This window comes from Agrobacterium sp. A3-95 (assembly GCF_053521785.1).
The window spans coordinates 433,544-457,533 of the sequence record NZ_JBNWDR010000004.1 but is presented as its reverse complement, the minus strand read 5'-3'; the positions used below and the strand labels follow the sequence as shown (position 1 = coordinate 457,533).

The following is a 23,990-nucleotide window of genomic DNA, read 5'->3' as shown; positions in this document are numbered from 1 at the left end:
AAACTAGATTAAATAGTATCAATAATTAATTGATATTAATAAATAAAAGTCAATAGATATCAAGGCATCCGTACCCGTGGTTTTCCAATAGTACCAACGGGCATTTTTCGCGCATGAAGTTTCACTCCGAAGACATGACGGAACGATTGTTTTACGGTAACGTTGCCGGAGGGAGGAGATTGCCGAGCTGAGCGAGCTGGATAACGGCTGGCTGGCGGGCATGCATCTTCCCCAGATTCCGACACAAGCCTGCGTCATAATGGCCAGCTTATCCTATTTGAATTCGTCCATGCAGGGTCCCATCATGATTTCTTCCTCCACGCCCGAAACCGTCATCGATCTGGCCGGGCTCTGGCGCCTGACCTCGCTGGAAGGAGACTACACGACCGACCTTACCGTGCCGGGAGACGTTCACAGCGCACTCAAAAACGCGGGCATCATTCCAGACCCTTATCACGGTGCCAATGAAAATGCGGTGCAATGGGTCGCGCATCGGGACTGGATCATAGAGCGGACCTTCATCCTCGATGACGCCGATGCCAGCTGGTATCTCGATATCGATTATCTCGACACCGTCGCGATCGTCTTCGTCAACGATGTCCCGGTCTTGAGTTCGGACAATTGCTTCCGACGTTACCGTCCCGATGTGTCTCGCGCCGTGCGGCCCGGTGAAAACACCATTCGTATCCATTTCCACTCCAACATCGCAGCCGGGGCGGAACGGCAGGCGCGACAACCTTTTTACATTCCCTATCATGAGGGCAACTCGCCGATTGCCAACGGCAACATGTTGCGCAAGCCACAGTGCCATTTCGGCTGGGACTGGAATATCGCGATTGCTCCGCTCGGCCTTTACGGCAAAATCCTGCTGAAGCGCCTCGATACGGCACGGGTCGAACACGTCGTCACCTCACAACATCATGTCGAGGGCGGCGTCGAGCTGCATGTGGCAATCACGCTGTTTGCCGAAGGTCCGGCGAGCCTTCCGCTCTATCTTTCCCTCAACGATGAAAGGCTGCGGCTTGATTGCGGCGTGGGTGCGGGTGAGACGGTGGTGCGCCACGTCTTCTTCGTGGAAGACCCCGCGCTCTGGTGGCCGGCGGGCAGCGGCGAACAGACGCTCTACACGTTGGCGGTGGAGTTACCGGATGAAACCGTCACCCGCAGGATCGGCTTCAGGACCATTGAACTTCTGACGGACAAGGATGAGGCAGGTAGCCGATTTGCCTTCCGCATCAACGGCCGGGAAATCTTCTGCCGTGGCGCGAACTGGATTCCATCCGATGCACTTTATTCGCTGACCAGCCGCGAAAAAACCGAAGACCTTCTATGTTCGGCCGTCGAGGCCAATATGAACATGATCCGCGTCTGGGGCGGCGGGTTTTACGAGGAAGACTGGTTCTACGATCTCTGTGACCGTCTCGGTCTTCTGGTCTGGCAGGATTTCATGTTCGCCTGCAACCTTTACCCCTGCAGCGAAGACTTTCTCGACAATGTCGAACACGAGGTCGACTATCAGGTAAAACGCCTGTCCTCCCATCCGTCCATCGCGCTCTGGTGCGGCGACAACGAATTGGTGGGTGCCCTCACCTGGTTCGAGGAGCCCCGCAACAACCGCGACCGTTATCTCGTGGCTTACGACCGCCTCAACCGCACCATCGAAAAGGCGCTGAAAAAAGCCGCCCCCAAAGCACTCTGGTGGCCCTCCAGCCCGGCTTCAGGCTACCTCGATTATGGTGATGCCTGGCATGCGGATGGTTCCGGCGACATGCATTACTGGTCCGTCTGGCACGAAAACAAATCGTTCGACAATTACCGCTCGGTCAAGCCGCGCTTCTGCTCCGAATTCGGTTTTCAGTCCTACACTTCCATGCCTGTCATCCGCACCTATGCGGAAGAGAAAGACATGAACATCGCCTCCCCGGTGATCGAACTGCACCAGAAGAATGTCAGCGGCAATGAGCGCATCGCTGGCACCATGTTCCGCTATTTCCGCTTTCCGAAGGATTTCGAAAATTTCGTGTATCTGAGCCAGGTGCAGCAGGCGCTGGCCATCCGAACCGCGGTCGACTACTGGCGCTCGCTGAAACCCCATTGCATGGGAACGCTCTACTGGCAGCTCAACGACACCTGGCCGGTTGCCTCATGGTCGAGCCTGGATTACGGCGGCGGCTGGAAGGCGCTGCATTATGCTGCCCGCCGTTTCTTCCAACCGGTCTCGGTTTCCGCCATTCCCTCGGAAGACGGGCGCCGGTTAAGTTTCTCCATGGTCAACGACACGGCGGAAGATGTCGAGATCGACATGAATATTGTCGCCCTCACCATGGAGGGTAACCGCGTGCCGCTGAAATCTGCCAACGGCACGTGCGGTACGGACAAGGCGGCGACGCTGACAGAAATCAACATGGACAGCCTGCCTGATGGCTCCATTCTTGCCTGGAACTTCATAGCATCCAACGGCATGACAGGCGAAGGCCATCATGTGCGCGACACCTACAAGTCTCTGGAGCTCCAGCCCGCTGGACTGACGTTCTCCACCGGCACATTGAAAAACGGCCAGCTCGAAATCGATGTCACCGCAGCCGGTCTTGCCCTCTTCGTCATGCTGGAGGCCGATCAGCCCGGGCGTTATTCCGACAATCTGTTCGATCTCGCAGCGGGCGAAACACGCCGGATCATCTTCACCCCGAAGGCGGGCAGCGGGCAGCCGCAGTTCCGTATCTTCGATCTTTATACCTGCCAATCCTCGCATTGAAACCACGCGGCGAAAGGCTTAACCATCCTTAGCGGAACGGCAGGCAACGTTGCGCCTGCCCTCATCTTTCAAAGGTTTGCCGGCTTCTCCGGCAACCATTCATCAGCAAGTGGAGGAAGACCCATGGTTTGGCAACCGGCCGAAAACCGATATACATCCATGAAATACAATCATTGCGGAAAGACTGGCCTGAAGCTGCCGGCGATCTCGCTCGGGCTGTGGCACAATTTCGGCAACGACACACCGCACCAGACCAAACAAGCCATTTGCCGCCGCGCCTTCGACCTCGGCATTACCCATTTCGATCTGGCCAATAATTACGGCCCACCACCCGGCAGCGCCGAAACTGCCTTCGGCGAAATCCTGAAGACGGATTTTAGAGGCTACCGCGATGAAATGATCATCTCGTCCAAGGCGGGCTACAACATGTGGCCCGGTCCCTACGGTGAGTGGGGCAGCCGCAAATATCTGATATCGTCCTGCGACCAGAGCCTGAAGCGCATGGGGCTGGACTACGTTGATATCTTCTACTCCCACCGTTTCGATCCCAACACGCCGCTTGAGGAAACCTGCGGCGCACTGGACCAGATCGTGCGCTCGGGCAAGGCGCTCTATGTCGGCATCTCGTCATACAACTCGAAACGCACCCGTGAGGCCGCCGCGATCCTGAAAGATCTCGGCACGCCCTGCATCATCCATCAGCCGAGCTACTCCATGATCAATCGCTGGATCGAGGAAGACGGTCTGGTCGATACGCTGGAAGATCTTGGCATTGGCTCCATCGTCTTTTCGCCGCTGGCGCAGGGCATGCTGACGACGAAATATCTGGGTGGCGTTCCTGAAGGCAGCCGTGCATCGCAGAGCAAGTCACTCAACCCTGCCTTCCTCAACGAGCGCAATGTCGAAAACATCCGCGCGCTCAATCGCATTGCCGAGCGGCGTGGCCAAACGCTCGCGCAGATGGCTATCGCCTGGGTGCTGCGCGGTGGTCGCATCACGTCGGCGCTCATCGGTGCGAGCCGTGTCGAACAGGTCGAGGATTGCGTGAAGGCACTCGACAATGCCGATTTCTCCACAGAGGAGCTTGCGGAAATCGACGGTTACGCGAAGGACGCGGATATCAACCTCTGGGCAAAATCCGCTGAACGCGTTTAATACTTGAAACAGGCTGCCCGGTTTCCAACGGGCAGCCTGATCGACGCAAAAACTGTACTGAAATCTCCAACAGAAAGATTAACGTCCCCGTCTAACCATTAACAACCATTACATAAATGTAATTTTAAATTCAGTTTCCGTTCATTCGTTTATTCGTAAGTTCTCCTTATCGAAACACGAGAGGAAACATTCATGAAAAAGTTCGTCACCATTCTTCTGGCTGCAACTGTTCTTGCTGCTCCAATGGCCCAGGCACAAAGCCGCCACGACGATCGTCATCGCGGTGTAACCGTCGAGCGTCACACGACCACCAAAAAGGTCATCGTCAAGAAGCACCGTTGGGATCGCGGTCAGCGCCTCTCGCCAGCAGAGCGTCGTCATTTCGTCGACCGTCGCGACTATCGCCGTTACCGCCTGGCAGAGCCGCGTCGCGACCAGCGCTGGGTACGCGTCGACAACCAGTTCCTGCTCATCAACGCCGTCACCGGCCTGATCGTTGGCCTTTCTGCGGCACGCTGAGTAAATCGACGGATGATATGAAAAAGGCCCGCTTGCGCGGGCCTTTTGTCGTTTATCGTTATAGCCGATCAGAAAATGTCGGCGCCGCTGCCCCACGGGCCATGCGGCTTGTCGACACCGTCGGTGCGTTCGAAGCCATGCGCCCCGAAGAAATCGCGCTGCGCCTGAATAAGGTTCGCGCTGCCGCGGGCGCGACGATAGGCGTCGAAGTAACCAAGCGCGGAAGCGAGCGCCGAAACCGGAAGACCGGAGAGAACCGCGTAGGAAACGACACGGCGCAGGGCGGCGTCGGTGTCCTTGACGATGCCGGAGAAGGCAGGCGTCACGATGAGGTTGGCCACATGCGGATCCTTGGTGAAGGCCGAGGTGATCTCATCGAGGAATTCCGAGCGGATGATGCAGCCGGCGCGCCAGATGCGGGCGATCGTCGGCATCGGCAGGTTCCAGTTGAACTCCTTCGATGCGGCCGACATGACGGCAAAGCCCTGTGCGTAAGCACCGACCTTGGCGGCCAGAAGCGCGCTTTCCAGATCGGCGATAAAGGCCTTTTTGTCAGCCGGTGCAGCTGCAACGGTCGGCAGGCCGAAGATCTTCTCGGCAGCTTCGCGCTCGTCCTTCTGCGACGACAGGATACGGGCAGCCACGGCGGCCTCAATGGCAGTTGCGGCGACGCCCATGTTCTGCGCCTCGATAACCGACCACTTGCCTGTGCCCTTCTGGCCGGCCTTGTCGAGGATCAGATCGACCATCGGCTTGCCGGTGATCGGATCGGCAGCGCGCAGAACCTTCTCGGTGATTTCGATCAGGTAGGAGTTGAGACGGCCCTTGTTCCATTCACCGAATACATCGGCGATTTCAGACGCACTCATCTTCAGGCCGTCACGCAGGATGCCGTAGATTTCGGCGATCATCTGCATGTCGGCATATTCGATGCCGTTATGGATCGTCTTGACGAAATGACCGGCACCGTCGTTGCCGAGCCATGCCACGCACGGATCGTCATTATATTTGGCGGAGATGGAGGTCAGAACCTTCTCGACGCGCTTCCAGCTATCTTCGGTACCGCCGACCATGATCGACGGTCCGTGACGCGCACCTTCTTCACCGCCGGAAACGCCCATACCGATAAAGGTCAGACCGCTATCCTTCAGATTGTCGAAACGGCGGATCGTATCGCGGAAATTCGCATTGCCGGCGTCGATCATGATGTCGCCGTTCGAGAGATGCGGCTTCAGGATTTCCATCTGCTGGTCAACCGGATCGCCGGCCTTGATCATGATGATGATCGGGCGCGGAGGACGAATGGCGGCGACGAATTCCTCGATGGTTTCGCAAGGGATCAACTGCCCCTGCAAGTCCCCAGCCTCGGCGTAGAATTTTTTCGTCGCTTCAGGGGTTCGGTTGAATACGGCAATCTTGTTGCCCTTTTCCGCGATGTTCAACGCCAGGTTCGAGCCCATGACGCCGAGACCGATCAAACCGATTTCTGCCTGTTCCACGGATGTGCCTCCATCTTGCTTTTAGGTGGTCGTGTTGTGGCACTGTAATGAACAAACGGCAAGGCTAGGGGCGACTGAAACGATTAAATTTTGATGACGCAAATCAGCTTTGCATATTTGCGACAGGTCGGGGGAAGGTCGTAACCAATGCGCCTCCCCTAGGAAGGTCGTGGCCGGTCGTCGCCATCGTCCAGCGCTCGCCAGGCAGCGCCGTCCATATCCTCATATTGCCCTGATCGCACCGACCAGAGGAAGGCGAAAAGCCCGAGCGCTCCGAGAAACAGGGCGACGGGGATGAGATAGATCAACATGTTCATGCCGGTTGCGCCCCCTCGCCCGCAAATCCGGTCGGCACGCTCTGTTGCGCAGAAGCGGCTTCAGGCGTTCCGGCAAGACGCAGCGCATTTGCAACAACGATGAGCGACGATGTCGACATGGCGATGGCCGCGATCATCGGCGTCGCATAACCAGCAATCGCAATCGGCACGGCAATGACATTGTAGCCGATGGCAAGCGCGAAGTTCTGCCGGATAAGCCGTCCGGCCCGCCGCGATGTCTCGATGGCGACAGGAACGGCATCCAGATTCTCGTGCATGAACACGAAGTCGGCGGCCTGCCGGCCGATATCGGCAGCGGTTGCCGGTGCCATGGAAACATGTGCTGCAGCCAGCGCCGGCGCATCATTGATACCGTCGCCCACCATCAGAACCTTGCGTCCCTCGCCTGCCAGTGCCCCACAGCGCCCCGCCTTGTCTTTCGGCGACAGGTCCGCGTTCCATTTCGCAATGCCCAGACGCTGCGCCATGGCCTTCACGGCCGGGACCCGGTCACCGGACACGATTTCCAGCACCAGTCCTCGCGTAGAAAGGCTGCGCAGTGCCTGTACGGCGCCAGGACGCGGATTGTCCTCGAAACCGAAACTCGCCAGATACCCGCCGTCAAGCGAAAGCACCACTTCCGATCGCGCGTCGCCGTTTTCCATTTGCGATTCATCCGGGCAGGCAAAACGGCGGTTGCCAAGCCGGTAGGTTCCCGCCGGCGTGAGAGCCTCAACACCGGAGCCGGGAATTTCACGCACCGCTTCGTAGACCGATAAAATTCCGCCATAGGCTGCATGCAGGGCTTTGGACAGCGGATGGCGTGAATGGGCGGCAAGGCCAGCCGCAATCGCCATCGTGGCGGGGTTCACATCGCCGGTTTCCACCAGTCGCGGCTTCCCGACCGTCAGGGTACCTGTCTTGTCGAACAACACGGTGTCGATTTCGGCCAGTCGCTCCATCGCCGAGCCTTCCTTGACCATGATGCCATGCCGAAAGAGCCGGCCTGCCGCCACAACCTGCACCACCGGAACAGCAAGGCCAAGCGCACATGGGCAGGTGATGATGAGAACCGCAATCGCGATCAGCATCGCCTGCTTCCAGTCACCGCCCAAAACGCCCCAACCGAGAAAGGTCATGAGAGCAAGAAGATGTACGACGGGCGAATAATAGCTCGCGGCACGGTCGGCAATCCGCCGATAGCGCGCACGCCCCCCTTCCGCCGCCTCCATCAGCCCGATCACTTCCGCGAGAAACGAATCCTTTGCCGATGCGGTCACCCGCGCGGCGAGCGAACCGGTGAGATTGAGCGTGCCTGCCTGAAGCAGATCACCCGCCTCCACCCGACGCGGCGCGCTTTCGCCGTTGACAATGGACATGTCGAGATCGCTGCTTCCGCTAATGACCATCGCATCTACCGCCACGCGGTCACCGGCAGCAATCGCAATCGTCATGCCGGGTAGCACATCGCCAAGCGGGCGATATTCCCGCGTTCCGTCCTCACCGATAACGGTTGCGCCGCGTGGTGAAAGCCGGGCCAGGCCCGCAATGGCCGAGCGCGCCCTGTCACGCATGATATGGTCAAGCGTGCGGCCGATCAGCAGGAAGAACAACAGCGACACGGTCGCGTCAAACCACGCATGTTCGCCATGATGAATCGTCTCCCACAGCGAGATTGCGTAGGATAGCGTGATGGCGAGCGCGATCGGCACATCCATATTGGTGCGCCCGTGCTTCAGCGCATTCCAGGCCGACTGATAGAAGAACCGGCCGCCATAGATCAGTGCCGGCGCGGCAATCATCGCCGAAATCCAGTGGAACATGTCACGCGTCGCGGCATCGGCCCCGGACCAGACGGACACGGACAGCAGCATGATATTGGCGGAAGCAAAACCGCACAGCGCCACCGCCCTGATCAGTTGCGAGCGCAACACGTCCGAAGCATCCTGTCCGCTCGCGAAAAGATGCGTCCGGTATCCGGTTGCAAGGATTGCGCGGGCAAGTTCGGCGGGATCTGTCCTGATGCCATCGACATACTCTTTCCAGACAATCGCCACCCGTTTTGAGGACAGGTTCACGCGCGCCTGCTCCACCTGGCGGAGACGGCGCAGCGCCGTTTCGATGGTGGTGATGCAGGCGCCGCAATAAACGCCGGGCACGCTGAGATCTGTCTGGCGCAGCCCCTGCCCCAGATCGCGGCTTGCCAGCATCAGCTCCTCTGATGATGGTGGGTTGACCGGTTCTCCGAGTTGAAGCGATCCTTCCGTTCCCGGTGCACAGCAGCTCATTGACGCCCCCTGATCACCGCGATCCGCGTGCCTTCATGCACGATGATCCTGCCGTCTTTTACGGCAGTGACCTCGACGATCCATTGGCCGGGCAGCATGTCATGCGGGCCGGTGAAGACCCCGGTAGACACCGGGATCAGCTCCATGTCGAAATTCTGGTGCTCGCCGACCGGCCGGCGAAAACGCGCCGTTACGGTATCCGTATCCACAGGGCCGGTATCTGGATGAAACACCTCGTAGCGCACGGTCTTTTCATTCACCACCAGCCTGCCCTTGATACCGGTCGCGGCCCTTGCCTTGGCGGCCTCGGCCTTGGCGTTGAACTGCTGGCTGGCAACATAGGTATTGGGCACCACCAGCCCGCTCCAGCTGGTGACAGCGTTCCAGGCCATCACCATGTTGACTGTGATGACGATGCCAAAAAACATCACCATAACACCCAGCATATGCCAGCCGGTGAAAATGAAACCGGACGTCTGGCGATTGGTCGTTGTCATTTTTTCACTCCCGGAGCGTTGAAGACGGCGTCGTAACGGGCCGTCTCATGGCCGCCCGTATCGCTGACGATGAATTCGAAATTTTCAGCAGCCCGCGCGACGTGACTGCCCGGCAGGGTGACGAACACCTTCAGCGTTGTCGCCTCGTCCGGTTCCACCATCACCTCGAAGCTGCGAGAGGCTGCATCCGGCATGCCGTTTATCTTCATCACCGCACTTGGAATGCCCTCTATCGTCAGGCTCATTAGGCGCGGTTGCGGCACCATGTTGAGGATGCGAACGGTATAGCCGTTGCGGATCGAGCCATTCGATTCCAGCACATATTGCGGGTTGCGGTCGTGCAGCACGTTCAGAGCCAGCCGCTCGCGCGTCACCAGAGCCACCAGCAAGCCGATGCCGACTGCAGCCCATATTGCTGTGTAAAGAAGCGTGCGCGGGCGAAAGACGATGCGCCAGTCGAAATGGCGAATGCTGTTTTTGAACCCGCCGTCCTCGTTGCGCACATTCGCAGGCCGGATTGCGTGCTGGCCGTTGCCGGTCGCAAGCGCCATGTTGGACTGGTATTCGGACAGCGTCGCATAGGCGATCAGCCCGCGTGGCTTACCAATCTTGTCCATCACCCCATCGCAGGCATCGATACAGAGCGCGCAGGTGATACATTCCAGCTGCTGCCCGTCCCTGATGTCGATGCCCATGGGACAGACTGCGACACAAGCATTGCAATCGACGCAATCGCCGACGCTCTCCCCTGTGGCCGCAGCCTTTTTGGCGTGCCTCGTGCGAGGTTCACCGCGCCAGTCATTATAGGTCACGACCAGCGAGTTCTCATCCAGCATCGCCGCCTGAATGCGCGGCCAGGGACACATATAGGTACAGACCTGCTCCCGCATCAGCCCGCCGAAAACATAGGTCGTGGCGGTGAGTATCGCGACGGTCGTATAGGCGATCATCGGTGCCTGCCCCGTCAAGAACTCCCTCGCCAGCGTCGGTGCATCGGCAAAATAGAAGATCCATGCGCCGCCGGTCAGAACGCCGATCACCAGCCAGATTGCGTGTTTCATCACCCGCTTGCGCAGCTTGCCGAACGTGAAAGGTGCTGCATCGAGCTTCATGCGGGCATTCCTGTCGCCCTCGATCGCCCGCTCGACGACCAGAAACAGGTCCACCCAGACGGTCTGCGGACAGGTATAACCACACCACGCGCGTCCCACGGCGGAGGTTATGAGAAACAACCCCAGACCCGCCATGACCAGCAATCCCGCGACGAAAAAGAACTCCTGCGGCCAGATTTCGATGAAGAAGAAATAAAAGCGCCGGTTGGCAATATCGATCAGCACCGCCTGGTCGGGCGCATAGGGACCGCGATCCCAGCGCAGAAACGGCGTCAGATAATAAATGCCGAGCGTGACCAGCATAACCAGCCACTTGAACCGCCGGAACCGGCCCTCCGCGCGCTTCGGGAAAATTTTCTTGCGCGCTTCATAAAGGGGTTTACGCGTTTTTGCGGAATTGACAGCCTCCGCTTCCAGCCTTTCGACGGGCTGTTGCGGGCGGTCCTGTCCGACGGGATAGATGTTCATGATTGCAGTCCGTTTTTATCTCCTTGCTTTCTCCCATCTCACCGGCGAAACATCCTTGACTTACATCAAGCGCGGACAAAGTGGCGCAGCCTGCGGCCTGCATTAAAACAGGGAGGATGAGATGCCAGTCATGCAGTCAAAAATCATTCATCTGTCGGTGGAAAAACCATGGAGCCATGTCTTTGATTTCGCCTCCGACCCGCAAAACATGCCGCACTGGGCCGCCGGTCTAGCAGGCGGTCTGAAACCAGACGGCGAGGACTGGATCGCCGATGGCGGCCCGCTGGGTGAGGTCCGCGTCAATTTCGCGCCCTTAAACGAATTCGGCGTGATAGACCACGTCGTGACATTGCCGGATGGCATGAAGGTGTATAACGCGCTGCGGGTAACACCGAATGGCAGCGGTGCCGAAGTCAGCTTTACCCTGCTTCGCCTGCCGGACATGACGGACGAGGATTTCGAACGGGATGCGGAGATGGTCCGGGTCGATCTGGAGAAACTGAAGTCGCTGCTCGAAACGGATTGAAGGATAAAACGATGACCACGAATACGAATGACCGGCGCATCGACTATGTCGAATTCAACGTCGCCGATATCGAGCGCAGCAAGGAATTTTACGGCGGCGCTTTCGGCTGGTCCTTTAAGGATTACGGCCCGCAATATTGCGAGTTTTCCGACGGCCGGCTGACCGGCGGGTTCACCACCACGGCACCTGTGTCAGCCAAGGGTGGACCGCTTGTCATTCTTTACGCCGCCGATATCGAGAATGCGCACCGGCGTGTCGAGGCAGCCGGTGGGCAGATCAGCGTCGCCATATTCGCCTTTCCCGGCGGACGCCGTTTTCATTTCACCGATCCGGATGGATACGAACTGGCCGTCTGGTCTGATCGCTAAGAAAAAGGGCCGCATCGAGCGGCCCTTTCCATTTGTTGGCTGTGACGTTCACTCGCCACCGCCCAGCGAGTGCACGAAGATCGCAAGCTGCTTGACCGTGGTATCACCAAGCCGTTCACCCCAGGCGGGCATGACCCCGTGTTTTGGCGACCGTATCTGTGCAACGATCCCCTGCTCGCCACTGGCCTTCAGCCAGATCGCGTCGGCCAGGTTGGGCGCGCCGAACTCGCGGTTGCCCTTGGCGTTCTCACCGTGGCACGAGGCGCAATTGTCGGCGAAAATCTGTTTACCGGGTTCTACGAGTGCCGGGTTGGAAGGCGTTCCTGTCAGGCTGACGACATAGGCGGCGACCTCGCGGATTTCCTCGGACTTGAGGATATCGCCGAAGGCCGGCATTTCCGACAGGCGCGTATCGGGATCGTCGGCAAAACGAATGCCGTGCTTTACCGTCGTATAGATATCCTCGACGCTGCCTCCCCACATCCAGTCATCGTCGTTGAGGTTGGGGTATCCCTGCCCGCCTTCCGCACCTGAACCGTGACACTGGATGCAATTGACCTTGAAGGCGGCGGCACCGCCGGAAAGGGCAAATTGCCTTAGCGTCGGATCGGCCTCAATCTCGGCGAGCGAGGAACTGGCGATTCTGTCGGAATAGACGCTCTGCGCCTGTCTGGCGTCCGCCATATCGGCGGCGATCTCGGAACGGCTGCTCCAGCCGAGCAACCCTTGCGTTGCGCCATTGATTAGCGGCCATGCCGGATAGGCGATGGTGTAGCCGATGGCCCAGAGGATCGTGAAGTAGAAGGTCCAGACCCACCAGCGCGGCATCGGATTGTTAAGCTCGCGAATACCGTCCCATTCATGGCCGGTGGTTTCGACGCCGCTGATGTCATCAATGTGTTTTTCGGACATATCCTAGTCCTCCTTAAGCGGAATGCTGGCGGCGTCGTCCGCAGCTTTTTTCGATCCGGGACGAAGGGTGAAAACGACGACGCCGGCGAAGAACAGGGTCATGGCAAGCAGGCCCCAGCTATCGGCGAAGTGGCGCATGGCCGTGTAGGTTTCCATCGTGTCGCCTCCTCACCGATATCCGGCGGCATCGTCATAGGTCGAGAAATCGACCAGCGTGCCGAGCATCTGCAGATAGGCAACCAGCGCATCCATTTCGGTAAGCTTGGCTGGATCGCCATCGAAATCGCCGACTTTCGCTTTCGGGTAACGCGCCAGAAGCTCGGTCGTATCGGCGTTCGGATCGGCCTGCGCGTGAAGATCAGCCGCTGATTTCTCGATCATCTCGTCGCTATAGGGCACGCCAACGGCGCGGTTAGCCTTCAGCTCCATCGAGATATCCGTAATCTTCAACGGCGTGGTTTTAAGGAACGCGTAGGACGGCATGATCGATTCCGGCACGACGGAGCGCGGATCGGCCAGATGCTGCACGTGCCATTCATTCGAATAGCGGTCGCCTACGCGCGCGAGGTCCGGCCCCGTGCGCTTGGAACCCCACTGGAACGGGTGGTCGTACATGGATTCCGCCGCCAGGCTGTAATGCCCGTAACGCTCCACCTCGTCGCGGAACGGCCGGATCATCTGGCTGTGGCAGACATAACATCCCTCGCGGATGTAGATGTTGCGTCCGGCCAGTTCCAGCGGCGAGTAGGGCCGCATGCCCTCCACCTTCTCGATAGTGTTTTCGAGATAGAAAAGCGGCGCGATTTCCACGATACCGCCGATTGAGACGACGAGCAGCGAACCGACCAGAAGCAGAGTGGCGTTGCGTTCGATGACGCCGTGTTTGTCGAGTATGGACATCGGCCCCTCCTTATTCAGCGGGCTGCAGCGAAGGTGCGGCGTCATTTCGGACGCCCTCCTCGCGTTGACGACCGAGGATGGTCATGGTGACGTTGTAGGCCATGATCAGCGCGCCACTGAGGAACATCAGGCCACCCAGCGCACGCATCACGTAATAGGGGAACAGCGCTGCGACCGATTCCGCGAAGGAATAGACGAGGAAGCCCTGCGTATCGTATTCGCGCCACATCAAGGCCTGCTGGATGCCGGCCACCCACATCACGGCGGCGTAGATGACGATGCCGATCGTGGCGAGCCAGAAGTGCCAGTTGACCAGTTGCAGGCTGTAGAGACGATCCCTGCCCCACAGTTTCGGCGTCAGATAATAGATGGCACCGAAGGTGATCATGCCGTTCCAGCCGAGAGCGCCGGAATGCACGTGGCCGATGGTCCAGTCGGTATAGTGGCTGAGCGAGTTGACAGCCTTGATCGACATCATCGGACCCTCGAAGGTCGCCATGCCGTAGAAGGCCACCGCCATTACCATCATACGCACGATGGGATCGGTGCGGATCTTGTCCCAGGCGCCCGATAGCGTCATCAGGCCGTTGATCATGCCACCCCAGGACGGCATCCACAGCATGATCGAGAACACCATACCGAGCGTCTGCGCCCAGTCCGGCAGCGCCGTATAGTGCAGATGGTGCGGACCGGCCCAGATATACATGAAGATCAAAGCCCAGAAGTGGATGATCGACAGGCGGTAGGAATAGACCGGGCGGTTCACCTGCTTGGGAATGAAATAATACATCATGCCGAGGAAGCCGGCGGTGAGGAAAAAGCCGACGGCGTTATGGCCGTACCACCATTGCGTCAGCGCATCCTGCACGCCCGAGAAAGCGGAGTAGCTCTTGACGCCGAGGAACGACACCGGAATGGCGAGGTTGTTGACGATATGCAGCATGGCGATCGTCACGATGAAGCTCAGATAGAACCAGTTTGCCACATAGATATGCGGCTCCTTGCGCGTCAGGATCGTGCCGAGAAATGCGAGGAGATAGGCGACCCAGACTATCGTCAGCCAGATATCGACATACCATTCCGGCTCGGCATATTCGCGGCCCTGCGTGATACCAAGCAGATAGCCAGTGGCAGCCATGACGATGAAGAGGTTGTAGCCCCAGAACACGAACCAGCCGAGATTGCCGCCGAACAGGCGTGCGCGACAGGTTCTCTGCACCACGTAAAATGACGTGGCAATCAGCGCATTTCCCCCGAAAGCGAAGATCACCGCGGAGGTGTGCAGCGGCCGCATCCGGCCGAAATTGAAATAGGGCGCGATGTTGAGATCGGGAAAGGCAAGCTGAAGCGCCACCACGACCCCGACCAGAAACCCGACCACGCCCCAGAACACGGTAGCGACGACGCCGTATTTCACGACCTCATCGAAATATTCGGATTTCAGCCGGGCGCGCGCGGCCTGATCGACAGGCGCGAAAGAAACACGGCGCAGCAGAAGCACCGTGCTGACCAGAAGCGTAAAGAACAGCACCCACATATGGGCGGCGAAAAGACTGTCGTGAGCGAAAGCAGCCCCGAGCAGCGCGAGAAAAGCCCCAAGGGCCACGATCGCGGTTTCTAACGTGTAATTCATTGTTGGTTTCCCCCAACGTGCAAGCAGACCGACGAAAGGCTTGGCGCGCGCTTTACGAAGCGGAAACGGGCCTTTGCGTCGGTTGGAGCATTGCCACCGGCGTGGGGAAGCCACCTTGATCCAGATCAAGAAAGAGAAGCTGTCGCAGCACCGGCAAAACCGAGCCGGGATTTGGCGATAAGAAGTGCATAGAAACTGAAAGAACGGACGCCGACGCGCGACACCCGCTTTATAGGGCTTGCGTCAGCCCTTCATTTTCAGTGGCAGCCCGGCTGCGACGAAATAGACTTCATCGACGATGGCCGCGACGCGCTGGTGTAACCTTCCGGCGTGATCGCGGAATTCGCGCGCCATGCGGTTTTCCGGCACGATGCCAAGGCCGACCTCGTTAGAGACGAGAATCAGTTTCGCCTTGGTGGACGCGATTGCCGCTGCCAGCGTGGCGAACGCCGTCTCGATATCGGCGTTCTCCATCATCAGATTGGTGAGCCACAATGTCAGGCAATCGATCAGGATGACATTGTCCGGCGCATCCAGCCATGCGAGCACGGCAGCGATATCAACGGGCGCCTCGTGTGTCGTCCACTCCTCGCCGCGCCGGGCCTGATGATGGTCGATGCGATCGCGCATCTCGTCATCCCATGCCCGGCCGGTGGCCAGATAATGCAGGCGCCCGTTGGCTTTGCCCGCAAGGTCCTCGGCAAAACGGGACTTGCCGGAGCGCGCGCCGCCTAGAATGAAAACGGAGCGGTTTTTATCTGTCATGAAGAACCTGGAAGAAAAGAATAAGACGGACCGGCATCATTGCGGTTTCGCAAGCCAGAGACAGCCGTACATGAAGGGAACGATTCGTAGAAAAAGGCGTCCCCCGGTTATTCACGCCGGACTGCCGATGATACCGGGTCGGAGACGACAAAACCTGTCCGCACGATGCGGGACATATGACAGCCTTGGCAACTCCGGATGCCGGAAACACCGGTCCTGACAAAAAGCTAGGTGCGAACGGTCATTCTGTCAATCGGCGAGCGGTGTCTACGAAAAATCAAGCGGAACCGGTACGCAAAACCTTGACCCGGAACCGGCAGACCTTTCCGTCCGCGACGGGATTGATAAAGCCACTTGGTTACCGGAACGTTAGCAGAAAACGAAATGACGAAGCTGCAACGCGGCGGGAGAATGTTTGCCCATGGAGGCCGCTGCCATTGCCTTGCCATGGCCTTCAAATCAATATGGCCGCGAAGATTCGCAAACAGCAAGGTGACCTGCCCGTGATGACCGTCATGGACTATATCTCGATCGTCGTTTTTATCGTGTTATGGGCCACCTATACCCACCTCACGACGGGAACGACGCTGTTTTCGCGAACCAGCCTCAATCAGGCGATGGCGGAGCGCCGGCGCGACTGGATTTACAATTCTCTCAAACGCGACTTGAAGATGATCGACACGCAGATCATGGCGGGTTTGCAGAATGGTACCGCTTTTTTCGCGTCTACCTCGATCTTTGCCATCGGCGGCTGCTTTGCTCTGCTGGGGGCGACAGATCGGGTCGAAACCGTGTTTCGCGACCTGCCCTTCGTGCAATATGCCGGGCGCACGGCCTTCGAACTGAAGGTCATGGGGCTAACCTGCCTTTTCGGCTACTCGTTTTTCAAGTTCGGCTGGTCCTACCGCCTGTTCAATTATTGCACGATCCTGTTCGGTGCCATACCAATGGTCCATGATGTCAACGCGGATCGCGACGCTGCCGAGCGTGCCGCTGAAAACGTCATAAAGATGAACATCATCGCTGCTAAGAACTTCAATGATGGGCTGCGGACGATCTTCCTGTCGATCGGTTATCTCGGCTGGTTCATCAGCCCCTATGTCTTCATCGCAAGCACGGTCATCATCATAGTGGCGCTGTTGCGCCGCCAGTTCTTCTCCGAGGCACGCCGCGCCATCATGGACAGGCCCGGGCCTTGAAATAGCCTTACTTCACGGGCCAAGCCCTTGAGTAGACAACGGCTTCAGACAGCTGAAACAGCAGGAATTATGGAAACAGAAACAGCTGCAATCGACACCCGCCGCAAGGGCCGCATGGGCGGTCTCGATACACTGCGCGGGCTGGCGCTCATCGCCATGGCGTCTTACCACTTCACATGGAATCTGGAGTATTTCGGCTATCTGGAGCCGGGTACGGCAACCACCGGCCTGTGGAAGCTCTATGCGCGCGCCATTGCCAGCTCGTTCCTGTTCCTCGCCGGTTTCAGCCTGTTTCTCGCCCATGGCAAAGCCATAAACTGGCCGTCCTTCGGCAAGCGTTTTGCAATGGTGGCGGGCTCGGCGCTGCTCATCACCATCGCCACCTATGCCGCCTTTCCGGATAGTTTCATCTTTTTCGGAATCCTGCACAACATAGCCGCTGCAAGCCTTGTCGGGCTGTTGTTCCTGCGGGCACCCCCGCTGGTGACGCTGCTTTTCGCGGCTCTTGCCTTTGCGCTGCCGCAATACGTCCAGTCGGATTTTTTCAACAGCAAATGGCTGGCATGGGTCGGTTTCTCCACCATGCCGCCGCGCTCGAACGATTATGTGCCGCTGTTGCCGTGGCTTGCGCCCTTTCTTGCCGGACTTGCGGTTTCGCAATTCGTCACACCGCGCAGCTGGCTGGACCGTTTTCGCAACCCAAGCTCCCCCCGCAATCTGATAGCAACAGCGGGCCGTCACAGCCTTGCCTTTTACCTCATTCATCAGCCGGCGCTGATTGGCATCGTCTACGCGGTATCACTTGTGGCACCGCCTCCTCCTGTCGACCAGGTGGAGCTTTACAAATCGAGCTGTGAAAAAAGCTGCGTCCAGCAGGCTAACGGCCAGGAATTATGCCAACGTTTCTGCGGCTGCACGCTTGAAAAGCTGCAAGCGGAAAGCCTGTTTGACATCATGATGGAAGGCAAGCTCAGTGCGGAGCAGCAGACGAAAGTCAGCGACGTGGCGCAACAGTGCACGGTTGAGGCGCAATAAAGAACGACACACGCCCAATCTACGCTCGGCGTCATTCTCGGGCTTGACCCGAGGATCTATCCACGTCGCGTAAAATCAAAAGCATCACGGAGTGAGAGGTTTTCCTCTCCGCGGGAAATCCAGGGCCATCACGTCAAGCGCGACGGCGGGAAACCTGCATCAGGTCCCTACGCCGATTTCGGCAAGGCGCGTCAGGCAGGCCTCTTCGACATTGTCGAGTTCAGCCAGCGTCTCTTCGATATCCTTGCGCTTTTGCCTGAGATCGGCGCGCTTCTCATCGACCTTCTTCATCAGAAGCACAAGCTGGCCTGATTCGCCCGGCGGCTCCTTGTAGACGTGAATGATCTCGCGAATTTCTGCGATCGTGAAACCGATACGGCGGCCGCGCAGGATTTCCTGAATGAGACGCCGATCCGCAGACCTGAAAAGCCTCGTACGCCCGCGTCGCTCAGGGTGAATGAGGCCCTCATCCTCGTAGAATCGCAAGGTGCGGGTGGAAACACCGAATTCGCGCGTCAGTTCGGTTATGCTATAATACTTGTCCAAGGGCCTATCCGATTCATAACCGGACAATTATTATTTGACCTTCACGTAAAAGTCAATTTTTCCTGCCGCTTTCGCCTGCTCTGGCCTATCCCGAAATACCGTACCACCAGGTAGCGATGCCCAGAAACGAAAAAAAGCCGACAATGTCCGTTACCGCCGTCACGAAGACAGCAGAGGAAACGGCGGGGTCTGCCCCGAACCTGTCGAGAACCAGCGGAATGAGAATGCCTGCCAGCGCCGCCGCCAGCATGTTGAGACACATGGCGGCAGCAATGATGCCGCCGATATGGACATCCTGGAACCACACGCCTGCAACGATGCCGATGGCACAGCCGAACAACAGTCCGTTCAGGATGCCAACGCCCGCTTCACGCCTGATAATGCGGGCAGCGTTGTGAATATCTAGGCTTTTGGTAGCCAGCGCCCGCACGGACACGGTCATGGTCTGCGATCCGGCATTGCCGCCCATGCCGGCAACCGTCGGCATCAAAATCGCCAGAGCAATGATCTGCTGGATGGTCGCATCGAAAAGGCTGATGACGGAGGCAGACAGAAAGGCGGTAAGGAGGTTGACCGCAAGCCACGGCACGCGCGAGCGCGAGGTGCTGGTGATGCTGTCAGACAGTTCTTCGTCGCCCACACCGCCAAGGCGCAGCAGATCCTCTTCGGCTTCTTCCTGAATGACGTCGACCACGTCATCGATGGTGAGTACGCCAACCAGACGGCCGTTATTGTCCACCACGGCGGCGGATAGAAGGTCGTATTGTTCGAAAAGCTGCGCCGCTTCTTCCTGGTCCATTTCGGCCGGAATGGAGTGGTTGGTCTCGTGCATGATCGTTTCGATCTTCACCTGACGCTTGGCGCGCAGCACCTTGTCGAGATCGAGAGCGCCGACAAGCTTGAACGTGGGGTCGATGACGAAGATCTGCGTGAAGGAATCCGGTAACTCCTCCTCCTCACGCAGATAATCAATGGTCTGTCCCACGGTCCAGAACGGCGGCACGGCAACGAATTCCGTCTGCATGCGACGGCCGGCAGAGCTTTCCGGATAATCCAGCGCCCGCATCAGCCGAACCCGTTCGGTGAACGGGAGTTGCGAGAGGATGTCCTCGCGGTCCTCGTCGTCGAGATCCTCGAGAATGTAGACGGCGTCGTCCGAATCCAGTTCGCCGATACCGGCAGCGATCTGCTCATTCGACATCTGGTCGACGATATCGAGACGGATGCCTTCATCCACCTCGGTCAGCGCCGTCATGTCAAAATCGGAACCCAGCAACCGCACGAGCGCGTGGCGCTGCTCCGGCATGATCGACTCCAGCACGTCGCCGAGTTCAGACTCATGCAGCCGCGCCACATTCTTGCGCAGGAAAAGCAGATCGCGGTCGGCAATCGCCGCCCCCACCATCGCCAGAAAGTCGGATCGGACAGAGCCGTCCTCGGCGTAGATATCGGAGGGTGCCTCTGTCGGTTTCAACTCTTCGGGCGCGAGAAGATCGTCGTCACGGTCTGTCATCTGGCGTCCCCTTCTTTAAATGCCGCAGTGCACGAATTTGCAGGCAGAATGGCGTTAAAAAGTATATTGTCAACAACCGGATAGGTGAAAAACAACGGGCTTCGGAACTGCGACGAAAATGTCATGTACCGCCCTTTCGCAAGACCATGATCGAAGAGCGCAGCACTCCATGATGATGCAGCGACAGGCAGTGCACCTCAATCCGCACAACGTCCGGAAAGCCCTTGCCGTTCCGTCGGAACCGGTAAGATAGAGATTGACATATGTCGCCCATAGACGATTCTGAAAGAGCTTTTTTTATATATGATTGGCCGTTGCCAAACGGTAAGTATCCCTGGGCGGCCAGGAAAATTTCAGGAAAATCACGACAATGAGCAAGACAGATTTCATCGGCAAGGCTTCCGCCGCCGCAGGTGGCTGGGGCGCGCTTAAAAGCGTTGGCAAACGGCTGATGGAATCCGGCGCGCCGATTTCCGGCGCACGCACGCTGCTGAAGGCAAACCAGCCGGATGGATTCGATTGCCCGGGCTGCGCATGGGGCGATCCGGAGCATGGCTCCTCCTTCGAATTCTGCGAAAACGGCGTCAAGGCGGTCGCATGGGAAGCGACGGAAGCCCGGGTGCCGCCGGATTTTTTCGCCACCCGTACCGTCTCCGAACTGCGCGGCTGGTCTGACTACGATCTGGAAAAGCAGGGCCGCCTCACCCACCCGATGCGTTACGACCGGGCGAGCGACAAATATCTGCCGGTCTCCTGGGACGACGCCTTTGCCGAAATCGGCGGCGTTCTCAATAGCCTCGACAGCCCGGACCGGGCGGAATTCTACACATCCGGCCGCGCCTCCAACGAGGCAGCCTTCATCTATCAATTGATGGTTCGGCTTTACGGCACGAACAATTTTCCCGACTGCTCCAACATGTGCCACGAGGCAAGCGGTGTCGGCCTGAAAGCCTCGATCGGCGTCGGCAAGGGCACGGTGCTCCTGGAAGACTTCGAGCAGGCAGACGCGATCTTCGTAATCGGCCAAAATCCTGGCACGAACCACCCGCGCATGCTGGGCGACCTGCGCCGGGCAGCGCTTCGCGGCGCGAAAATCGTCGTCCTAAATCCGATCAAGGAAAAGGGGCTGGAGCGCTTCGCCGATCCGCAGGACAAGATCGAGATGATCACCGGCGGCAACACCAAGATCGCCACCAATTATTACCAGCCCCGGCAAGGCGGCGACATGGCGGTGGTGCGCGGCATGAGCAAGGCGATCTTTGCAGCCGACGACGCCGCAAGGACTGCCGGAGAATCTGCCATCATCGATTACGACTTCATCGCCGAACATGCGGTCGAGTTCGAGGCTTATCGTGATGCCGTCGAGGCGACCAGCTGGGAAAGCATTCTCGACCAGTCCGGCCTCACCCGCGCAGAAATCGAAGAAGCCGCCCGCATCTACATGAATGCCGGCTCCGTCATCGCCACCTGGGCCATGGGCGTCACCCAGCATCGCCACTCCGTCATCATGGTTCGCGAAATCACCAACTTCATGTTGCTGCGCGGCAATATCGGCCGCCCCGGTGCCGGTCTTTGCCCGGTACGCGGCCATTCCAACGTTCAGGGTGACCGCACCGTCGGTATCGATGAAAAAGCGCCGCCGGCGCTGCTAGACGCACTGGAAAAAGAACTCGGCGTCGCCATGCCGCGCAAACCCGGCCACAACACCGTGGAGGCCGTAGCCGCCATGCTGGATGGCAAGGCGCAAACCTTCATCGCGCTCGGCGGCAACTTCATGCGGGCAACGCCCGACAGTCCGCTGATCGTCAAGGCTTTTGAAAATCAGAAACTGACGGTCAATATCGCCACCAAGCTCAACCATTCGCATCTGGTGCCGGGCGAAATCTCCTTCGTGCTGCCCTGCCTTGGCCGAACGGAAATCGACCGTAATTCTGCGGGCAAGCCGCAGATCGTCACGGTCGAGGATTCCATGAGCATGGTGCATGGTTCCGGCGGCATCAATCCGCCAGCCTCGGAAGAACTACGCTCCGAAGTCGCCATCGTTGCCGGCATTGCGCAAGCGACCCTTGGCAATGCGCAGGTCGACTGGAAAGCGCTTGCCGAGGATTACGATCTCATCCGAGACATGATCGAGCGGGTCATCCCGGGTTTCGACAATTTCAACGAACGCGTCCGCGTGCCGCGCGGTTTTCGCCTGCGCAACACGGCCTCCGAACGGGAATGGAACACACCGGCAAAAAAGGCCGTCTTTTATAGCGGCCCGCTTCCCGAACAGACCGAGCATCAGCAGGCGCTCACGGGCGACAATCTTTTCGTGCTGCAGACATTCCGCAGCCACGACCAATACAACACTACGATTTACGGCATGGACGACCGTTATCGCGGTGTTTATGGCGAACGCCAGGTCATCTTCATGAATCCTGCGGATATGGAGGCGCTGGGCGCCCACTCCCGCCAGCGGGTCGATGTCATCGGCGAATATGGCGATGGCGTGGAGCGGATCGCCCAAAATTTCCGGTTGGTCCCCTACAATATTCCGCGCGGCAGTGTCGGCGGATATTATCCCGAACTGAACGTGCTGGTGCCGCTGTCAAGCTATGGCGAAGGCAGCTTCACGCCAACGTCGAAATCGGTACTCGTCTCCTTCCGCCTGCTTGCCGGTTCCGCCTCTTGAACAGGATGGCTTGATGGGTGAGGAACAATCTGCAGCGGCTTTCATGGCAGCGGTGGAGCAGATCGTGCAAGGATCGTCGCAGGCGCTTTCGGCCACGTGCGCGGCGATCCTTCTTGCCATCAATATGGATATCGCCACCGACAGCCGCAGCATCGCCAATCGGCTGGGACTTGCGCATGCCCTCGTCCTGCGCGAAATCTCCGCCCTGTCACCGCGCTTTGTGCGGGTGACGAAACGCGACGCCCGCACCCAGCGCAGTTGGCTGGAGGTCACAGCGGAAGGACAGGCGCTCGCCGCGCTATCCTCTCAAACCTGAAACGAACGGAGCATTCCTTGGCAATCAGGCCGATCCTGTCCTACCCCCATGCCGGCCTTTCCGAGATTTGCGCGCCGGTCACTGTTTTTGACGACCACCTGCAAAATCTGGTCACGGACCTGATCGACACCATGCGCGCCGCCCCCGGCGTCGGCATCACCGCGGCTCACATCGGTGTAAAACAGCGCGTCTTCGTGCTTGAGCTGACGCCGGGAACCGTGTTGACATACATCAATCCCGAAATCGTCAGTCACTCCGCGCAGACCATGCGGCATGTAGAAGGCAGCGTCTCAATGCCGGGCTTCACCGAAGAGGTGGAACGTCCGTCTGAGGTCGAGGTGAGGTTTCAGGACGTAGCGGGCGTGGAACATCGAGAAAGCGCCAAGGGATTTCACGCCATCTGCATCCAGCACGAGATCGACCAGCTGGATGGTGTGTTCTGGCTGAAGCGCCTGTCGAAGCTGAAACGCGACCGGCTGGTGAAGAAATGGGAAAAATCCCGAAAGCCGTGACGATCAGCTAGCGATCGAAAGTGCAAAGTCCGCGTCGCCCTTCAAAGTGTTGCTGACGGTGCAGATATCTTCGGCCGCATGGGCAATTGCGGCGCGCGTCGCCTCATCGAAACTCCCGGCAATCTCCATCCTGATATCGAAACGAATGATGCGATAGGGCTCCTGCGCGGATTTCTCACCGGAAACGTCAACGAGCACGCTCTCGAAGCCGTCCAGCAACCCCATGCGGCTCGCCGCAATCCGGGCGCTGAGCGCCAGGCATGCCGCAAGCGACGAATAAAGGAGGTCGATCGGATTGAAGCCCGGTTCAGAGACACCCGTCACAATTTCCAGGGCGCCGCCGGTCACTGTCGATATCAGTGGGCGCCCAAGCCGCCCGACCTTGGCGGTGGCGCCAACCGGCCTCAACTTCACCTTTCCACCATCTATCATTCAAATATTCCTAATTTAATCGCGTGCAACCAATCGCATGGAACCAAAA

Annotated in this window: 23 protein-coding genes; 10 read left to right on the top strand and 13 right to left on the bottom strand. The window is 58.6% G+C overall.

The genetic code is table 11. From position 1 onward, the window contains the following. Positions 1-289: 289 nt before the first annotated feature. From ACQZ5Y_RS14495 to ACQZ5Y_RS14485, 3 genes are all read left to right on the top strand, one after another. The gene (locus tag ACQZ5Y_RS14495) at positions 290-2,755 is read left to right on the top strand and encodes a beta-mannosidase (RefSeq protein WP_174049467.1); all 2,466 of its coding nucleotides are present in this window, start codon (positions 290-292) and stop codon (positions 2,753-2,755) included. 123 nt (positions 2,756-2,878) lie between these two features. Beyond that, positions 2,879-3,910, top strand: coding sequence for an L-glyceraldehyde 3-phosphate reductase (gene mgrA, locus ACQZ5Y_RS14490; RefSeq protein ID WP_112959129.1), 1,032 nt, complete (start codon positions 2,879-2,881; stop codon positions 3,908-3,910). A gap of 192 nt (positions 3,911-4,102) precedes the next feature. Further along, entirely contained in the window at positions 4,103-4,429 is a 327-nt protein-coding gene (locus ACQZ5Y_RS14485) for an RcnB family protein (RefSeq protein WP_003515287.1), read from the top strand. A gap of 68 nt (positions 4,430-4,497) precedes the next feature. Here ACQZ5Y_RS14485 and gndA read toward each other — a convergent pair whose 3' ends face one another. From gndA to ccoG, 5 genes are all read right to left on the bottom strand, one after another. Next, positions 4,498-5,928 carry an NADP-dependent phosphogluconate dehydrogenase gene (gndA, locus tag ACQZ5Y_RS14480; protein WP_003515289.1) on the bottom strand — a complete coding sequence of 477 codons (1,431 nt, stop codon included), beginning with the start codon at positions 5,926-5,928 and terminating at the stop codon, positions 4,498-4,500. A 158-nt stretch (positions 5,929-6,086) separates the two neighbouring features. Next, entirely contained in the window at positions 6,087-6,245 is a 159-nt protein-coding gene (gene ccoS / locus ACQZ5Y_RS14475; RefSeq protein ID WP_003515291.1) for a cbb3-type cytochrome oxidase assembly protein CcoS, read from the bottom strand. Further along, complete coding sequence (locus tag ACQZ5Y_RS14470; protein ID WP_174049468.1) at positions 6,242-8,533, bottom strand: cation-translocating P-type ATPase; 2,292 nt, start codon at positions 8,531-8,533, stop codon at positions 6,242-6,244. Before ACQZ5Y_RS14470 ends, ccoS begins: the two co-directional genes overlap by 4 nt. Further along, entirely contained in the window at positions 8,530-9,030 is a 501-nt protein-coding gene (locus ACQZ5Y_RS14465; RefSeq protein WP_019566252.1) for a FixH family protein, read from the bottom strand. The genes ACQZ5Y_RS14470 and ACQZ5Y_RS14465 overlap by 4 nt, the downstream gene beginning before the upstream one ends. Further along, a complete protein-coding gene (gene ccoG / locus ACQZ5Y_RS14460) occupies positions 9,027-10,610 on the bottom strand; it encodes a cytochrome c oxidase accessory protein CcoG (RefSeq protein ID WP_174049469.1) in 1,584 nt (527 codons plus the stop codon). The genes ACQZ5Y_RS14465 and ccoG overlap by 4 nt, the downstream gene beginning before the upstream one ends. 121 nt (positions 10,611-10,731) lie before the next feature. Here ccoG and ACQZ5Y_RS14455 point away from each other — a divergent pair, with 121 nt between their 5' ends. After that, a complete protein-coding gene (locus ACQZ5Y_RS14455) occupies positions 10,732-11,136 on the top strand; it encodes an SRPBCC family protein (protein WP_019566249.1) in 405 nt (134 codons plus the stop codon). 11 nt (positions 11,137-11,147) lie between these two features. Continuing rightward, the gene (locus ACQZ5Y_RS14450; protein ID WP_003515303.1) at positions 11,148-11,504 is read left to right on the top strand and encodes a VOC family protein; all 357 of its coding nucleotides are present in this window, start codon (positions 11,148-11,150) and stop codon (positions 11,502-11,504) included. Between the two features lie 48 nt (positions 11,505-11,552). Here the strand turns inward: ACQZ5Y_RS14450 and ccoP are convergent, their stop codons facing one another. From ccoP to cobU, 5 genes are all read right to left on the bottom strand, one after another. Further along, on the bottom strand, positions 11,553-12,416 hold the full coding sequence (gene ccoP, locus ACQZ5Y_RS14445; protein ID WP_080798493.1) for a cytochrome-c oxidase, cbb3-type subunit III: 864 nt from the start codon (positions 12,414-12,416) through the stop codon (positions 11,553-11,555). 3 nt (positions 12,417-12,419) lie between these two features. Further along, positions 12,420-12,572 carry a CcoQ/FixQ family Cbb3-type cytochrome c oxidase assembly chaperone gene (locus ACQZ5Y_RS14440; RefSeq protein WP_003502810.1) on the bottom strand — a complete coding sequence of 51 codons (153 nt, stop codon included), beginning with the start codon at positions 12,570-12,572 and terminating at the stop codon, positions 12,420-12,422. A 12-nt stretch (positions 12,573-12,584) separates the two neighbouring features. After that, complete coding sequence (gene ccoO, locus ACQZ5Y_RS14435; RefSeq protein WP_003515307.1) at positions 12,585-13,316, bottom strand: cytochrome-c oxidase, cbb3-type subunit II; 732 nt, start codon at positions 13,314-13,316, stop codon at positions 12,585-12,587. A 10-nt stretch (positions 13,317-13,326) separates the two neighbouring features. Then, positions 13,327-14,949 carry a cytochrome-c oxidase, cbb3-type subunit I gene (ccoN, locus tag ACQZ5Y_RS14430; protein WP_003515308.1) on the bottom strand — a complete coding sequence of 541 codons (1,623 nt, stop codon included), beginning with the start codon at positions 14,947-14,949 and terminating at the stop codon, positions 13,327-13,329. 243 nt (positions 14,950-15,192) lie between these two features. Beyond that, entirely contained in the window at positions 15,193-15,714 is a 522-nt protein-coding gene (gene cobU, locus ACQZ5Y_RS14425) for a bifunctional adenosylcobinamide kinase/adenosylcobinamide-phosphate guanylyltransferase (RefSeq protein WP_065702497.1), read from the bottom strand. 506 nt (positions 15,715-16,220) lie between these two features. Between cobU and ACQZ5Y_RS14420 the strand changes: the two genes are divergently transcribed. Beyond that, positions 16,221-16,913 (top strand): DUF599 domain-containing protein, encoded by a 693-nt coding sequence (locus ACQZ5Y_RS14420; RefSeq protein ID WP_013636176.1) that lies wholly within the window; start codon positions 16,221-16,223, stop codon positions 16,911-16,913. A 69-nt stretch (positions 16,914-16,982) separates the two neighbouring features. Then, entirely contained in the window at positions 16,983-17,948 is a 966-nt protein-coding gene (locus ACQZ5Y_RS14415) for a heparan-alpha-glucosaminide N-acetyltransferase (RefSeq protein WP_174049470.1), read from the top strand. A gap of 159 nt (positions 17,949-18,107) precedes the next feature. Here the strand turns inward: ACQZ5Y_RS14415 and ACQZ5Y_RS14410 are convergent, their stop codons facing one another. Together ACQZ5Y_RS14410 and mgtE are read right to left on the bottom strand one after the other, a co-directional pair. Continuing rightward, complete coding sequence (locus ACQZ5Y_RS14410; RefSeq protein ID WP_003515319.1) at positions 18,108-18,494, bottom strand: MerR family transcriptional regulator; 387 nt, start codon at positions 18,492-18,494, stop codon at positions 18,108-18,110. Positions 18,495-18,579: 85 nt separating this feature from the next. Further along, a complete protein-coding gene (gene mgtE, locus ACQZ5Y_RS14405) occupies positions 18,580-20,007 on the bottom strand; it encodes a magnesium transporter (protein WP_013636179.1) in 1,428 nt (475 codons plus the stop codon). A gap of 370 nt (positions 20,008-20,377) precedes the next feature. Here mgtE and ACQZ5Y_RS14400 point away from each other — a divergent pair, with 370 nt between their 5' ends. The 3 genes from ACQZ5Y_RS14400 to ACQZ5Y_RS14390 are packed head-to-tail and all read left to right on the top strand — an operon-like array spanning position 20,378 to position 23,509. After that, positions 20,378-22,681 carry an FdhF/YdeP family oxidoreductase gene (locus ACQZ5Y_RS14400; RefSeq protein WP_145166288.1) on the top strand — a complete coding sequence of 768 codons (2,304 nt, stop codon included), beginning with the start codon at positions 20,378-20,380 and terminating at the stop codon, positions 22,679-22,681. A 13-nt stretch (positions 22,682-22,694) separates the two neighbouring features. After that, positions 22,695-22,997 (top strand): hypothetical protein, encoded by a 303-nt coding sequence (locus tag ACQZ5Y_RS14395; protein ID WP_013636181.1) that lies wholly within the window; start codon positions 22,695-22,697, stop codon positions 22,995-22,997. A gap of 17 nt (positions 22,998-23,014) precedes the next feature. Then, complete coding sequence (locus ACQZ5Y_RS14390) at positions 23,015-23,509, top strand: peptide deformylase (protein ID WP_065702495.1); 495 nt, start codon at positions 23,015-23,017, stop codon at positions 23,507-23,509. 3 nt (positions 23,510-23,512) lie between these two features. Here ACQZ5Y_RS14390 and ACQZ5Y_RS14385 read toward each other — a convergent pair whose 3' ends face one another. Beyond that, a complete protein-coding gene (locus ACQZ5Y_RS14385) occupies positions 23,513-23,941 on the bottom strand; it encodes an OsmC family protein (RefSeq protein WP_003515329.1) in 429 nt (142 codons plus the stop codon). Positions 23,942-23,990 lie beyond the last annotated feature (49 nt).

Bases quoted from the DNA above. Each gene is read 5' to 3' on its own strand.
- ACQZ5Y_RS14495 (WP_174049467.1), top strand. From the start codon at position 290: ATGCAGGGTCCCATCATGATTTCTTCCTCCACGCCCGAAACCGTCATC.
- mgrA (WP_112959129.1), top strand. From the start codon at position 2,879: ATGGTTTGGCAACCGGCCGAAAACCGATATACATCCATGAAATACAAT.
- ACQZ5Y_RS14485 (WP_003515287.1), top strand. From the start codon at position 4,103: ATGAAAAAGTTCGTCACCATTCTTCTGGCTGCAACTGTTCTTGCTGCT.
- ccoS (WP_003515291.1), bottom strand. From the start codon at position 6,245: ATGAACATGTTGATCTATCTCATCCCCGTCGCCCTGTTTCTCGGAGCG.
- ACQZ5Y_RS14470 (WP_174049468.1), bottom strand. From the start codon at position 8,533: ATGAGCTGCTGTGCACCGGGAACGGAAGGATCGCTTCAACTCGGAGAA.
- ACQZ5Y_RS14465 (WP_019566252.1), bottom strand. From the start codon at position 9,030: ATGACAACGACCAATCGCCAGACGTCCGGTTTCATTTTCACCGGCTGG.
- ccoG (WP_174049469.1), bottom strand. From the start codon at position 10,610: ATGAACATCTATCCCGTCGGACAGGACCGCCCGCAACAGCCCGTCGAA.
- ACQZ5Y_RS14455 (WP_019566249.1), top strand. From the start codon at position 10,732: ATGCCAGTCATGCAGTCAAAAATCATTCATCTGTCGGTGGAAAAACCA.
- ACQZ5Y_RS14450 (WP_003515303.1), top strand. From the start codon at position 11,148: ATGACCACGAATACGAATGACCGGCGCATCGACTATGTCGAATTCAAC.
- ccoP (WP_080798493.1), bottom strand. From the start codon at position 12,416: ATGTCCGAAAAACACATTGATGACATCAGCGGCGTCGAAACCACCGGC.
- ACQZ5Y_RS14440 (WP_003502810.1), bottom strand. From the start codon at position 12,572: ATGGAAACCTACACGGCCATGCGCCACTTCGCCGATAGCTGGGGCCTG.
- ccoO (WP_003515307.1), bottom strand. From the start codon at position 13,316: ATGTCCATACTCGACAAACACGGCGTCATCGAACGCAACGCCACTCTG.
- ccoN (WP_003515308.1), bottom strand. From the start codon at position 14,949: ATGAATTACACGTTAGAAACCGCGATCGTGGCCCTTGGGGCTTTTCTC.
- cobU (WP_065702497.1), bottom strand. From the start codon at position 15,714: ATGACAGATAAAAACCGCTCCGTTTTCATTCTAGGCGGCGCGCGCTCC.
- ACQZ5Y_RS14420 (WP_013636176.1), top strand. From the start codon at position 16,221: ATGACCGTCATGGACTATATCTCGATCGTCGTTTTTATCGTGTTATGG.
- ACQZ5Y_RS14415 (WP_174049470.1), top strand. From the start codon at position 16,983: ATGGAAACAGAAACAGCTGCAATCGACACCCGCCGCAAGGGCCGCATG.
- mgtE (WP_013636179.1), bottom strand. From the start codon at position 20,007: ATGACAGACCGTGACGACGATCTTCTCGCGCCCGAAGAGTTGAAACCG.
- ACQZ5Y_RS14400 (WP_145166288.1), top strand. From the start codon at position 20,378: ATGAGCAAGACAGATTTCATCGGCAAGGCTTCCGCCGCCGCAGGTGGC.
- ACQZ5Y_RS14395 (WP_013636181.1), top strand. From the start codon at position 22,695: ATGGGTGAGGAACAATCTGCAGCGGCTTTCATGGCAGCGGTGGAGCAG.
- ACQZ5Y_RS14385 (WP_003515329.1), bottom strand. From the start codon at position 23,941: ATGATAGATGGTGGAAAGGTGAAGTTGAGGCCGGTTGGCGCCACCGCC.